2 protein-coding genes are annotated in these 13,505 nt (G+C 75.4%); both read left to right on the forward strand.

What is annotated here, in order from left to right:
* A partial coding sequence (locus tag ACIBJE_RS31425; protein WP_396753909.1) for an SDR family NAD(P)-dependent oxidoreductase occupies window positions 1–6,698 on the forward strand: 6,698 nt, incomplete at its 5' end.
* A 357-nt stretch (window positions 6,699–7,055) separates the two neighbouring features.
* A partial coding sequence (locus ACIBJE_RS31430) for a type I polyketide synthase (protein ID WP_396753910.1) occupies window positions 7,056–13,505 on the forward strand: 6,450 nt, incomplete at its 3' end.

Below are 13,505 nucleotides of genomic sequence, written 5' to 3' on the forward strand. Positions count from 1 at the left end.
TGGACACCGGGGACGCGGAGTTCTGGGCTGCCGTCGAGGGTGGTGACCTGACCGTCCTCGCCGAGCAGATCGGGGCGGACGCGGTGGACGCCCTCACCCCGGCCCTGCCCGCCCTCACCTCCTGGCGTCAGGCCCGGACCCGGGACACCAGCCTGGACGGATGGTCGTACCGGATCGGCTGGGAGCCGGTGCGGCTGGCCCCGGCGGCCGGGCTGTCCGGGCGATGGCTCGTGGTCACCGTGGGCGCGGACACCGACGCGGGCGTCGCGAAGACGCTCACCGTCGCCGGTGCGCGGGTCGACACCCTGACCGTCGCGCCGACCCTCGGCCGGGCGGAGCTGGGCGAGCGGCTGCGCCGTACCGGTGCCGACGGCTGGGCGGGTGTGCTGTGCGTCCTGCCCCGGCAGGACCGGTCGCTCCCGCACGCGCCGGGCGTACCCGCCGGCACGGCGGTGCTGCTCACCCTCGTTCAGGCGCTGACCGACGCCAACCTGCCGGGCCGGGTGTGGGCGCTCAGCCGGGCCGCCATGCCGGTCGAACCGGGTGGACAACCCGGCGACCAGTGGGCAGCGCTGACCTGGGGCCTCGGTCGTGCCGTCGCGCTGGAACAGCCGGACCGCTGGGGCGGTCTGGTCGACCTGCCGGCCCGCGCCGACCGGACCACCCGCGCCGCGCTCGTCGCGGTGCTCGCCGACGGCACCCTGGACCAGGTGGCCGTCCGCCGCAACGGTGTCTTCGGTCGCCGGCTGGTGCCGGCCGCGCCACCGGCCGGGACGGGCTGGCGGCCCTCGGGCACGGTGCTGGTCACCGGTGGTACGGGTGCGCTGGGCCGACGGGTGGCCCGCTGGTTGCTGGTCAACGGTGCCGCCGAGGTGGTGCTCGCCTCCCGGCGTGGTCCGGACGCCCCGGGCGCGGCCGATCTGGTCGACGAGCTGGCCGCGCACGGCACCGTCCGGGTGGTCGCCTGTGACGTCGCCGACGCTGGCGCGGTCACCGACCTGGTCGCCGGGCTGCCGGCGCTCACCGCCGTCGTGCACACCGCCGGCGCGTCCGGCGGGACCACCCCGGCGTACGAGCTGACCGACGCCGACCTGTCGGCGACGCTGGCCGGCAAGGTGCTCGGTGCCCTGCACCTGGACACCGCCTGCCGCGACCGGGACCTCGACGCGTTCGTCGTCTTCTCCTCGGTGGCCGGTGTCTGGGGCGGCGGCGGGCAGGCCGGCTACGCGGCCGGGAACGCCCTGCTCGACGCCCTCGTCGCCGCCCGCCGGGCCGCCGGTCTGCCCGCCACCGCCCTCGCCTACGGGCCGTGGGCGGAGGACGGCATGGCGGCCGGGGAGACCGCCGAGGGCCTGCGTCGCCGGGGCTTCACCCCGCTCGCGCCCGACGCCGCCGTCGCGGCGCTGGGCCGGTGGGTGAACGCCTCCGAGGCGGCGCCGGTCATCGCCGACGTGGACTGGTCCCGGTTCGTCGCGGCGTTCACCGCGGCCCGGCCGAGCCACCTCTTCGACCGGGTCGCCCCGGCCGTCGCGGTGGAACCGGAACGGCCGGAGACCGACGCCGCCACCGAGGGGCTGCGGACCCGACTCGCCGCGCTGCCGGCCGGCGGGCAGGAGACCCTCCTGGTCGACCTGGTCCGCGCGGAGGCGGCGGCGGTGCTCGGGCACAGCTCCGTCGACCAGGTGCCGGCCGGGCGGGCGTTCCGGGAACTCGGCTTCGACTCCCTCGCCGCCGTGCAGCTGCGCGACCGGCTGGGCCGGGCGACCGGGCTGACCCTGCCGTCGACCGTGGTCTTCGACCACCCGTCGGCGGCGGAACTGGCCCACTTCCTCCGTACCGAACTGGTGGTCGGCGTGGCCGGTGACGGCCCGGCGGCCGGCGTGGCCGTGGTCCGGCCGGCAGCCGACGAGCCGATCGCCATCGTGTCGATGGCCTGCCGCTTCCCCGGCGGGGTGTCCTCGCCGCAGGAACTGTGGCAGCTGCTGGTCGAAGGGGTGGACGCGGTGACACCGATGCCCACCGACCGGGGCTGGGACCTCGACGCCCTATTCGACTCCGACCCGGAGCGGGTGGGCACCAGCTACGCCCGCAGTGGGGCCTTCCTCGACGACGTGGCCGACTTCGACGCGGCGTTCTTCGGAATCAACCCCCGGGAGGCCCTCGCGATGGACCCGCAGCAGCGGTTGCTGCTGCACACCACCTGGGAGGCGTTCGAGCGGGCCGGTGTCGACCCGCAGCGGGTCCGGGGCTCCGCCACCGGTGTGTTCATGGGCACCAACGGGCAGGACTACGCGACCCTGCTGCTGGGTGCCCGGTCCGAGGTGGAGGGCTACCAGGCCACCGGCAACGGTGCGTCGGTGGTCTCCGGTCGGCTGGCGTACTCGTTCGGGCTGCACGGGCCGGCGGTCACCGTCGACACTGCCTGCTCGTCGTCGCTGGTCGCCCTGCACCTGGCCGCCCAGGCGCTGCGCTCCGGCGAGTGTGACCTCGCCCTGGCCGGCGGCGTGACCGTGATGTCGACGCCGGGGGCGTTCCTGGAGTTCTCCCGGCAGCGCGGCCTCGCCGCCGACGGGCGGGTCAAGGCGTTCGCCGCGAGCGCCGACGGCACCGGCTGGGGTGAGGGCGTCGGCGTCCTGCTGCTGCAACGGCTCTCCGACGCGCGACGGGAGGGCCGGCGGATCCTCGCCGTCGTCCGGGGCAGCGCCGTCAACCAGGACGGAGCGTCGAACGGGCTGACCGCTCCGAACGGGCCGGCGCAGCAGCGGGTCATCCGGCAGGCCCTGGTCAACGCCGGGCTCACCCCGGGCGACATCGACGCCATCGAGGCGCATGGCACCGGCACCACCCTCGGCGACCCCATCGAGGCGCAGGCACTGATGGCCGCGTACGGGCCGGACCGCCCCGCCGACCGGCCGCTCTGGCTGGGCTCGGTGAAGTCGAACATCGGCCACACCCAGGCTGCGGCGGGCGTGGCCAGTCTGATCAAGATGGTGCTCGCGCTGCGGCACGGAACGCTCCCGGCGACCCTGCACGTCGACGAGCCGTCCCCGCACGTGGACTGGGCGTCGGGACCGCTGGCGCTGCTCACCGAGGCGCGCCCGTGGGAGGCCGACGGCCGCCTCCGCCGGGCCGGCGTCTCGTCGTTCGGCATCAGCGGCACCAACGCCCACGTGATCCTCGAACAGGCACCGGCCGCAGACCCGATCGACGGACCGTCGACCGCCGACGGGGCCGACCGGTCGGTGACCACGGACGCCGCCGACCGGTCGGCGACCGGCGTCGAGGTGCTGCCGTGGCCGGTCTCCGCCGCGACGACGACCGGGCTCCGGGACCAGGCCGACCGGCTGGCCCGGCGGTTCGGTGGCCCCGATGACGGCGCGGAGGATCGACCCGACGCGGGGACGGTGGCCTGGGCCCTGGTCGAGGGACGGGCCCACCTGGCCCAGCGGGCGGTGGTCGTCGCCGCCGACCCGGAGACCCGACTGGGAGCGCTGCGTGCCCTCGCCACCGGCGGCGAGCACCCCGCGCTCGTCCCGGCCGTTCCGGCCACGACGGGCGGCACCGCCGTCCTCTTCTCCGGTCAGGGTGCGCAGCGTGCCGGGATGGGTCGGGAGTTGTACGGGGCGTTCCCGGTGTTCGCGGGTGCGTTGGACGAGGTGTGCGGGTATCTGGATCCGCTGCTGCCGCAGCCGCTGCGCGAGGTGCTGTTCGCGGACACGGGCACGGCCGAGGCTGAGCTGCTGGATCAGACGGTGTTCACGCAGGCCGGGTTGTTTGCGGTCGAGGTGGCGTTGTTCCGTCTGGTGGAGTCGTTCGGTGTGGTGCCGGACTTTGTGGGTGGTCACTCGGTCGGTGAGATCACGGCTGCGTATGTGGCCGGGGTGCTGTCGTTGGCGGACGCGTGTGCGTTGGTGGCGGCGCGGGGTCGGTTGATGCAGGCGTTGCCGGCTGGTGGTGGCATGTTGGCGGTGGCGGCGTCGGAGTCCGAGGTGGCGGAGACGCTCACCGGTTTGACCGACCGGGTCGGGATCGCCGCCGTGAATGGTCCGTCGGCGGTCGTGGTGTCGGGCGCGGTCGAGGCGCTGGACGAGGTGGAGCGTGTCTGGCGGGAGCGGGGTGTGCGGACGCGTCGTTTGACGGTGAGTCACGGGTTCCACAGTCCGTTGATGGAGCCGATGCTCGACGGGTTCCGGGCGGTGTTGGCGGGGTTGACGTTCCGGGCGCCGTTGGTGCCGGTGGTGTCGAACCTGACCGGCGCGCTCGCCGGCCCGGAGGAGATCCGGACTCCGGAGTACTGGGTGCGGCACGTCCGCGAGGCCGTCCGGTACGCCGACGGGGTGCGCGCCCTGCGGGAGGCGGGCGTCGACACGTTCGTGGAGGTCGGCCCCGGTGCCGTGCTCACCGCCATGAACGCCGACCTGCTCCCCGACGACGCCACGGCTTTGGCGACCCAGCGGACCGGCGTGCCGGAGGTGACGGCGCTGCTCACCGCCGTGGCCGCCCGGTACGCCAGCGGCCGGGACGTCGACTGGGCGGCGGTGCTGACGCCGCTCGCCGGCCCCCGCCCCGCGCCGCGTGACCTGCCGGAACTGCCCACGTACGCGTTCCAGCCGCAGCGGTACTGGCCCACCCTCACCAGGCCGCTGACCGGCGGCACGGACCAAGCCGACACCGAGTTCTGGCGGGCGGTCACCGACGGCGACCTGGACCGGCTCGGCATCGACGCCAACCAGCCGCTGAAGGACCTGCTGCCGGAACTGGACTCGTGGCGACGCCGGCAGCACACCGACGGCACGATCGGCGGCTGGCGGTACCGGGTCACCTGGCGGCCCCAGCGGCTCACCGCCGGCCAGCCGGGCACCTGGCTGGTCGTCGCCCCGCGACGGCAGGCGGCCGGGACGATCGTGGACGCGCTGCGCGCCGTTGGGTCCACGGTGCACGTGCTCACGGTGGACCCGTCCACCGTCGACCGGGACGGACTCGCCGCCGACCTGTTCCGGGCCTGCGCCGAGCACCAGCCGACCGGGCTGCTCTCCCTGCTCGCCCTGGACGAGGCACCGCACCCGGGTCAGGACGCCCTGCCGTCCGGGCTCGCGGCGAACCTGCTGCTGCTCCAGGCACACGTCGGCCGGGAGGTCGACGCGCCGGTGCCGCTGTGGCTCGCCACGACCGGCGCGGTCGCCACCGACGACGAGCCGGCCAGCCGGCCGTGGCAGGCCACCAGCTGGGGCCTCGGCCTGACCACCGCCCTGGAACACCCCCGGCACGTCGGCGGCCTCGTCGACCTGCCCGGCACGATGACCGGGGACTTCGGTGCCGCGCTGGTCGCCGCGCTGACCAACGTCGAGGGGGAGGACCAGCTCGCCGTCCGCGCCTCGGGGGCGTACGCCCGGCGGCTGGTCCGCGACACCGGCCCGGCCGGTGGTACGGGCAGCGGCTGGACGCCGCAGGGCACCGTCCTGGTCACCGGCGGAGCGGGCGTGGTCGCCCGGCACGCCACCGGCTGGCTGGAACGGCAGGGCGTGGCCGTGGTGCCGCTGGACCAGCCGGCCGGCGGGAAGCTGACCGACCGGATGGAACAGCTCGCCGCCGACGGCCGCCCGGTGACCGCGTTGCTGCACGTGCCGGCGGACACCGGCACCGTGCCGCTGGCGGAGCTGACCCTCGCGGGCCTCGCCGCCGACCTGGTCGCCACCGTCGGCGACATTCCCCGGTACGCCGACGAACCGGAGAACCAGACCCTCGGGGCGCTGGTGCTCTGCTCCTCCACCTCCGGGGTGTGGGGCTCGGGCGGGCGGGCCGGACAGGCGGCCGGTGACGCCCTCCTCCAGGTCATCGCGGCGAACCGACGGCAGGCCGGGTTGCCGGCGACGTCGGTGGCGTTCGGGCCCTGGGCCGACGGTCTCACCGACGCCGACCTGGAACAGCTGAGCCGGCGCGGCCTGCCCGGCATGGCACCGGATCTGGCCACCGCCGCGCTGCGGCAGGCCGCCGTCGACGGCACCCAGGTCGTGGTCGCCGACGTGCGGTGGGACCGGTTCGTGCCGGCGGTCGCCGCCGTCCGGGCCCGGCCACTGTTCGCCGAGATCCCCGAGGCGCGGGACGCGCTGCGCGACCTGCACAGCGGGGAGCCGGCGGACGACGGGGCGGCGGAGGCGCTGCGCGAGCGGCTCCGGTCCCTGTCGGACGTGGAACGGGACGGCGTCCTGGTCGAGCTGGTGTCCACCCAGGCGGCGGCGGTGCTCGGCCACCCCGGCACCGGGGACCTCGGCCCGGCCCGTGCGTTCCGGGAGGTCGGCTTCGACTCGATGACCGCGGTGGAGTTGCGCAACCGGCTCCGGGCAGCCACCGGGGCCACCCTGCCGGCCAGCGTGGTGTTCGACTACCCGACCCCGCTGGCGCTCGCCCGCCACCTGCGCACCCTGCTGGTGGAGGACGGGGGCGCGGCCACCGCCGGCCTGCTGTCGGAACTGGAGAAACTGGACGGCCTGTTCGCCGCCAGCGCACCGGATCCGCTGACCCGGCAGAAGCTGCTGGTGCAGATGCAGGCATTCCTCGCCCGCTGGGGCGACGACCGGGGCACCCCGGTCGAGGCACCGGCGGCGCCCACCCTCGACGGGGCCAGCGACGCCGAGTTGTTCGATTTCATCCACCGGGAGCTCGGCGGCCCCGGCGGCAATGTCGGCGGCGTTTTCTAAAGCCGTCGCCGGTCATTGTCGACAGGCGTCGGCCAAGCGGGTCGCGGTGGCTGTCCCGGCCACCGCGACCGGCTCCGCCGGGCCGCCGCGACGGCCCCCGGTCGGGCCGCCCCCGGCCAGTCTGGGGACGGTCCGGTGGCCGTCTGCGTTAGGGGCGGCCGTAGGGGCAGCCTAGGGGTTGTGACCGTCGCCGGCCGACCAATACCTTCCTCCGGTAAGTAGGGCGTGGTCGGCGCTTCGACGCTGTTGATTATCTGCAATTCGTGGTCGGGCTGAATTGGCTGTGGTAACGCGGCTTGAGGCGTCGGTGGATGGTATTGGGTCGCCTGGTTCATCCGGCTCGAAAAGGTGGCACTGATGGCGACTGAAGACACTCTCCGGGAATACCTGAAATGGGTGACCGCGGACCTCCACCAGACGAAGAGGAAACTCGGCGAACTGGAGGCGGCCCACCGGGAGCCCATCGCCATCGTCGGCATCGGCTGCCGGTTCCCGGGCGGGGTGCGCTCCCCGGAGGACCTGTGGCGGCTGGTCGCTGCCGGCGACGACGCCATCTCCGACTTCCCCACCGACCGGGGCTGGGACCTGGACCGGTTGATCCACCCCGACCCGGACCACCCCGGCACCTCGTACGTCGGGCAGGGTGGGTTCCTCGACTCGGCCACCGAGTTCGACGCCGGTTTCTTCGGCATCTCCCCCCGCGAGGCGCTGGGGATGGACCCGCAGCAGCGGCTGCTCCTGGAGACCTCCTGGGAGGCGTTCGAGCACGCCGGCATCGACCCGGCCACGCTCCGCGGCCACCAGGTCGGCGTCTTCGCCAGCACCACCGGCCAGGACTACGCGGCGCTGCTCCAGGCACCTCCGCCCGGCGTCGAGGGGTACGTCCTCACCGGCACCGCCGCCAGCGTCGTCTCCGGCCGGATCTCGTACGTGCTCGGCATCGAGGGACCCGCCGTCTCGGTCGACACCGCCTGCTCGTCCTCGCTGGTCGCGCTGCACCTGGCCTGCCACGCGCTGCGGCAGGGCGAGTGCTCCCTCGCGCTGGCCGGCGGCGCCACGATCATGTCCACCCCGGCCGCCTTCGTCGGATTCTCCCGGCAGCGCGGCCTCGCCGCCGACGGCCGGATCAAGGCGTTCGCCGGGGCCGCCGACGGCACCGCCTGGGGCGAGGGCGTCGCCGTCCTGCTCGTCGAGCGCCTCTCCGACGCCCGTCGCAACGGTCACCCCGTGCTCGCCGTGGTGCGCGGCAGCGCCGTCAACCAGGACGGCGCGTCCAACGGCCTGACCGCCCCCAACGGGCCATCCCAGCAGCGGGTCGTGCTCAAGGCCCTGGCCAGCGCCCGGCTCACCCCGGCCGACGTGGACGCCGTCGAGGCGCACGGCACCGGCACCAGCCTCGGCGACCCGATCGAGGCCACCGCCCTGCTCGCCACGTACGGACAGGGCCGCCCCGCCGACCGGCCGCTCTGGCTGGGCTCGGTGAAGTCGAACATCGGCCACACCCAGGCGGCGGCCGGCGTCGCCGGGGTGATCAAGATGGTGATGGCCCTGCGGCACGGCACGCTGCCGGCCACCCTGAACGTCGACGAGCCCACTCCGCACGTGGACTGGACCGCCGGCGCGGTGTCGCTGCTCACCGAGGCGCAGCCCTGGCCGGCGGGGGAGCAGCCCCGGCGTGCCGGTGTCTCCTCGTTCGGCATGAGCGGCACCAACGCCCACGTGATCATCGAAGAGCCCCCGGCGGAGACCCCGGACGCCACCACCCCGCAGGAGACGCCCGACGCGCCGTCGACCGCGCCGGTGACCGTGACGGACCCCGCGCCGGTGACCGCCGCCGGGCTGGTGCCCGTACTCCTCTCCGCCCGCGACCACGCCGGGCTCGCCGCCCAGGCCGGACAGTGGGCCGCCTGGCTCGACACCGACGCCCACGCCGGACTGGTCGATGTCGGCTGGTCGTCGGTCACCACCCGCACCGCCCTGGAACACCGGGCCGTGATCCTCGCCGCCAGCCCCGCCGACCTCCTGCGCGACCTGCGGGCCCTCGCCGCCGGCGACACCGCGTCCGGTCCCGTTGTCGGCACCGGCCCCCGGGCCGGGCAGCTCGCGTTCCTCTTCTCCGGGCAGGGCGCCCAACGTCCCGGCATGGGTCGGGAACTCGCCGCGACCTTCCCGGTGTTCGCCCGCGCGCTCGCCGAGGTCTGCGCCGCGCTCGACCCGCACCTGCCCCGCCCGCTCGGCCCGGTGCTCGCCGCCGAGCCGGGCACCGAGCCGGCCGACCTGCTCGACCAGACCCTCTACACCCAGGCCGGGCTCTTCGCCGTCGAGGTGGCGCTCTACCGGCTGCTGGAGTCCTGGCAGGTCACCCCCGACGTGCTGATCGGCCACTCGATCGGGGAGGTCGTCGCCGCCCACGTCGCCGGGGTGTTCTCCCTGGCCGACGCCGCCGCGTTGGTGGCCGCCCGGGGCCGGCTCATGCAGGACCTGCCCGCCGGCGGGGCGATGCTCTCCGTCGCCGCCGGGCGCGACGAGGTCGAGGCGGTCCTCGCCGACGTCGCCGGCCCGGTCGGGGTCGCCGCCGTCAACGGCCCCGCCGCCGTGGTCGTCTCCGGCACGGGCGACGCGGTCGCCGAGGTGGAGCGGGTCTTCACCGACCGGGAGGTCCGCACCCGGCGGCTGCGGGTCAGCCACGCCTTCCACAGCCCGCTCATGGAGCCCATGCTCGCCGCGTTCGCCGCCGTGCTGGACCGGTTGGAGCTGAACGCCCCCACCCTGCCGATCGTCTCCAACCTGACCGGGACGCTCGCCGACGCCGACGAGATCCGCACCCCGGGCTACTGGGTGCGACACGTCCGCGAGGCCGTGCGCTTCGCCGACGGCGTGGGCCGGCTGCGTGACCTCGGGGTCGGCACGTTCCTCGAGGTCGGGCCGAGCGGCGTGCTGACCGCCCTGACCCGGGAGATGCTCGACGACCCGACGGCCGCCGTGGCGCTGCTGCGGCGGGACCGCCCCGAACCGGCGTCCCTGCTCACCGCGCTCGCCGACCTGCACGCCGCCGGGGTGCCGGTCGGCTGGCGGCACCTCTTCACCGGCGCCGACCCCCGCCGGGTCGCGCTGCCCCGGTACGCGTTCCACCGCGAGCGGTTCTGGCCCGAGCCGCCCCCGGCCGCCCCGGCCGGCGAGGTCTCCACCGTGGACGCCGCCTTCTGGGCGGCGGTCGAACAGGCCGACGTCGACGCCCTGCGCGACCAGTTCGGCGGCGACCCGACCGGCGACGAGGACCCGGTACGGACCCTGCTGCCCGCGCTGCCCGTCCTCGCCAATTGGCGGCGTAACCGGCAGGACCACGCGGTCGCCGACGACTGGTCGTACCAGGTGACCTGGAAGCCGGTGCCGGTCACCGAGGGGGACCGGCCGGCGGGACGCTGGCTGCTGGTGCTGCCGGTCGACGCCGCGCCCGGCTGGGCCGACGACCTGGCCGACCTGCTCCGGGGTGGCGGCGACGAGCCGGCCGTGCTCCGCGTCGGTGCCGACGACCTGGACCGGGCGGCGCTCGCCGACCGCCTGCGCGCCACCGTCGGGGACCAGCCCGTCGCCGGGGTGCTGCACCTCGTCGCCGGCCAGGACGAGCTGCTGCCCGCCCACCCCGGCACCACCGTCGCCGCCGGCACCACCCTCGTGCTGGTCCAGGCGCTCACCGACCTCGATCTCGACGCCCCCGTCTGGTGCGTCACCAGCGGCGCGGTCAAGGCCGGTCCCGCCGACCGGCTGGACCACCCGCTGCAGAACCTGGTCTGGGGTCTCGGCCGGGCCGCCGCCGCCGAACAGCCGCACCGCTGGGGTGGCCTGGTCGACGTGCCGGCCGCCGTCGACGCGGCCGTGCTGCGCCGCCTCGCCGCCGTCCTCGCCGGCGGTAGCGGCGAGGACCAGGTCGCGGTCCGCTCCGGTGGCGTCTGGGGGCGCCGGCTCGTCCCGGCCGCCGCCCCGGACCGGCCCGCCGCCGACTGGTGGGCCGACGGCACCGTCCTGGTCACCGGCGGTACGGGCGCACTCGGCGGGCACGTCACCCGCTGGCTGCTCGACCGGGGGGCCCGCCGGGTCGTCCTGGTGGGTCGTCGGGGTGCTGCCACCCCGGGCCTCGCCGGTCTCCTCGACGAGTACGGTACCGACGGGCGGGTCACCGCCGCAGCCTGCGACATGACCGACCGGTCGGCCGTCGCCGCGCTGCTGGATGCGCTGCCCGACCTGACCGTGGTGGTGCACGCGGCCGGCACCGACCAGCTCACCCCGCTCACCGGCACCAGCCTCGACGAGTTCTCCCACGTCGTCGCCGGCAAGGTGCTCGGCGCGCTGCACCTCGACGAGTGCCTCGCCGACCGGCCGCTCGCCGCGTTCCTGCTCTTCTCGTCGGTCTCCGGGACGTGGGGCAGCGCCGGGCAGAGCGCGTACGGCGCCGGCAACTCGCTGCTCGACGCGCTCGCCGTCAACCGCCGCGACCGGGGGCTGGCCGCCACCGCCGTGGCCTGGACGGCGTGGGGCGGCGTCGACGGCATGGCCGCCAAGAACACCGCCACCGAGCAGCTCGACCGGATGGGCCTGCCCACCATCGACCCGCAGCGGGCCCTCGTCGCGCTCGACCGCGCGGTGCGGCGGCCCACCCCCGGCGTCACCGTCGCCGACGTCGACTGGAGCCGCTTCCACCCGGCGTTCACCCTCACCCGGCCCAGCCCGCTGCTCTCGGAGCTGCCCCAGGTGCGGGCTCTTGTGGAGGCCGAGGCGGTCGCCGCCGCCGCACCGACCACCGTCGGTGACGCGCTGCGCCACCTGGCCGACCTGGACGAGGCCGAACAGGAGCGGGAACTGCTCCGCCTGGTCAACGAGCAGACCGCCCGGGTGCTCGGCCACGCCACCCCCGACGACCTGCGGGGGCGCCCCTTCAAGGACCTCGGCTTCGACTCGCTGACGGCGGTGGACTTCCGGACCAAGCTCAACGAGGCGACCGGGCTGCGGCTGCCGTCCACCCTGGTCTTCGACCACCCCACCCCCGCCGGGCTGGCCCGGCACCTGCGGGAGACCGTTTTCGGTGCCGACCGCGCCACCTCCACCGAGGTGGCCGTCACCGCCGCCCTGGACGAGCCGATCGCCATCGTCGGCATGGCCTGCCGGTACCCTGGCGACGCCCGGGGACCGGAGGAGCTGTGGCGGCTGGTCACCGAGGGCGTCGACGCCATCGGGGACTTCCCCACCGACCGGGGCTGGGCCACCCCCACCCCGGAGAGCGGCTACGCCCCGGCCGGCGGCTTCCTGTACGACGTCACCGACTTCGACCCGGCCTTCTTCGGCATCTCGCCCCGCGAGGCCCTGGCCATGGATCCCCAACAGCGGCTCACCCTGGAGGCGTCCTGGGAGGTCCTCGAGCGCGCCGGGGTCGAACCCGGCACCCTGAAGGGGAGCCGCACCGGCGTCTTCGTCGGCGCGTCCACCTCCGGATACGGCACCGGGCTGACCGAGGTGCCGGAGGGCACAGAGGGCTACTTGATGACCGGGGCCGCGCACAGCATCATCTCCGGCCGGGTGGCGTACACCCTGGGGCTGGAGGGGCCGGCGGTCACCGTGGACACCGCCTGCTCGTCGTCGCTGGTCGCCCTGCACCTGGCCGGTGAGGCGCTGCGGCGCGGCGAGTGCGACCTCGCCCTGGCCGGCGGCGTGACCGTGATGGCCACCCCCGGCACGTTCGCCGAGTTCTCCCGCCAGCAGGGCCTGGCCGCCGACGGTCGGTGCAAGTCGTTCGCCGCGTCGGCGGACGGGACCGGCTGGTCCGAGGGTGTCGGCATGCTGCTGGTCGAGCGCCTCTCCGACGCGCGTCGCAACGGCCACCGGATCCTCGCCGTCGTGCGGGGCAGTGCGGTGAACCAGGACGGCGCGTCGAACGGGCTGACCGCCCCGAACGGTCCGTCCCAGCAGCGGGTGATTCGGGCGGCGCTGGCCAACGCCCGGCTGACCGTCACCGACGTGGACGTGGTGGAGGCGCACGGTACGGGTACGACGCTGGGTGACCCGATCGAGGCGCAGGCGTTGCTGGCGACGTACGGGCAGGGCCGTCCGGGGGATCGGCCGTTGTTGTTGGGGTCGATCAAGTCGAACATCGGGCATGCGCAGGCGGCTGCGGGTGTGGCGGGTGTGATCAAGGTGGTGCAGGCGATGCGGCACGGTGTGGTGCCGGCCAGTTTGCATGTGGATGAGCCGTCGCCGCATATCGATTGGTCGGCGGGTGCGGTGGAGTTGGTGACCGAGGCGCGTGCGTGGCCGGTGGTGGATCGGCCGCGTCGGGCGGCGGTGTCGTCGTTCGGAATGTCCGGCACGAACGCGCACGTGATCATCGAGCAGGTCGACGAGCCGGTCGGCGGGAAGCCCACCACCGACGCCACCCCGGCCCCGGGCCTGATCGGCTCGGACGTGACGGTCTGGCCGGTTTCCGCGCGGACCGCCCCGGCCCTCGCCGACCAGGCCACCCGCCTCGCCGCTCACCTGCGGAAGCAGGACGCGGTGGACCCGGCGGCGGTGGGCTGGTCGCTGTCCACCACCCGATCGACCTTCGACCAGCGGGCCGTGGTCGTCGGCGCGAGCCTCGACGAACTGCTCGCCGGTCTGGACGCGCTGGCGTCCGGCCAGCCCGCCGGGAACGTCGTCACGGGACCGGCGGCCGGCGCGGGCACCGGTCCGGTGTTCGTGTTTCCGGGTCAGGGTGCGCAGTCGGCGCGGATGGCGGCCGGTCTGGTGGGTCGGGTGCCGGTGTTCGACGGCCGGCTG

This window comes from Micromonospora sp. NPDC050187 (assembly GCF_044459745.1).
Classification (GTDB): domain Bacteria; phylum Actinomycetota; class Actinomycetes; order Mycobacteriales; family Micromonosporaceae; genus Micromonospora.